This window comes from Halanaerobium congolense (assembly GCF_004366375.1).
GTDB lineage: Bacteria > Bacillota > Halanaerobiia > Halanaerobiales > Halanaerobiaceae > Halanaerobium > Halanaerobium congolense.
The window spans coordinates 1-1,612 of record NZ_SOEF01000084.1 but is presented as its reverse complement, the minus strand read 5'-3'; the positions used below and the strand labels follow the sequence as shown (position 1 = coordinate 1,612).

The following is a 1,612-nucleotide window of genomic DNA, read 5'->3' as shown; positions in this document are numbered from 1 at the left end:
GATAACGTCAAATAAAATATGATAGTTACCATAAAATGTAAGTAAATAGTAATAGATCACCACTAATTTTAATTATAATAAAAATATTCAGAATGTCAAAAGTTTTAAGATGTAAATAGTGTTAAAAAATGGAATTAGATAAATGTAGAACTTTAAAAGAGTTAAACTTGATTTTCTAAAAAGTTAGTCAGTAAAGATATTCAGTTACTTATCAGTTTTGTTGATCCACCTGATAAGTTGAGCCCAGGATTCAATGGGCTGACCTCTTGAGTCCTCTACTATCAGTGGTGGTTTGTTATCAAAGGAGCTATGTGGTTTTATATAGTTAAAATAAAGCTGATATAAAGTTACATGAGCAAGAGCACCATCAAAGGAACTAAAGCTTTTATGACGCTTGTAATGAGCTTTATAGGTGCCAAAGAAACGCTCAATGATGTTTTTATAGGGCCTGTAAACCTCATCTGAATTATCATCATCAGTAAAAATTCCTTTAACCTGTCTGTGATCTACATCGGTCTTCAAAAAGGCCTTTGCAGCATGGACAGCAGCTCTATAGATTGGTGCCATATCAGAAACTAGGACAAAATCCTGACCCTGATATTGGTCAATAATCCTTTTGAGGATGGTGATTGCACCTTTAGCATCTCGATGTTTTGAGAGATGCTGAGCAATGACACAGCCATTTTTACCATCAATGGCAGTAAAGAGATAATGCCAGCTGCCTTTGATTTTGATATATGTTTCGTCAACAGCCACAATGCCAGATAAAGGCAGATCAAGATCCTTGATTTTAGGACCCAGTCTGTGAGCTAAAGAGACAGTCCAGTTCTGGATAGTCTGAGCTGAAGGTGAAACATTATATGCAAGTTTAAGCGCCCTTTTAGTCTGCCTTAAAGAAAGGCCAAGACCGACATAAAAGTCCATAGCTTTGGAGATTATGAATTGCCCATACTGGGAATGGTCAAGATTAACAGGTTCTTTATCAGGTCTTGAAACTTCAAGGTTTTCAACATCAAAATCATAAGCTCTATAGCGATATCTTTTGTGTTCGTTTTTCCATTTAGAACAGTTATCATTGCGGCACTTATACTTGGTAAAATTCTTACGTTCTTTCTCTTTAGAGAGAGCATAGCCGCAAAAGGGACAGCGATAGGTAGGATGATTTTTAGGTTGCTCAGGCTTTTCAGGAGCCCATTGATGATCACAGACTTTGCACTGGAACTTCTGGTAACCATCTGGGTCATGACCATAGCTGTAAAGATATTCTTTGGGTGCCCCACATTTAGAGCACTCTTCAACATCTACAGTTAGAGGTTTACGACGATTAACAGCTTTAATCGGTTCACCGTTTTCTTTAGCTTCAGCCAGAAGCTCCTTATAATCAGGGTAATTGGGTTCAATATCAGGTAGTGGATCATCAAAACTGTTAAATTTAGTATAGCTGTCATCAAGTTTTTCTTTAGGTTCAAAATCAACGTGAAAGAGCCTGGAGAAAAAGAGATAGACCAAAAGAACAAAATTCATAAGAGGTTTAAGCAGGAAATTAGGTAAATTTCGAGAAAACATAACTTAGGATCCCTTCCTTTCTGGGTGTAGTAAGTTGTGGTTCTCT

General features: G+C 36.8%; 1 protein-coding gene. It reads right to left on the bottom strand.

Annotated features, from left to right (window positions below; all coding sequences use genetic code 11):
- Positions 1-204: 204 nt before the first annotated feature.
- Positions 205-1,566 (bottom strand): DDE-type integrase/transposase/recombinase, encoded by a 1,362-nt coding sequence (locus C7954_RS13510; protein WP_073160141.1) that lies wholly within the window; start codon positions 1,564-1,566, stop codon positions 205-207.
- Positions 1,567-1,612: the final 46 nt, after the last annotated feature.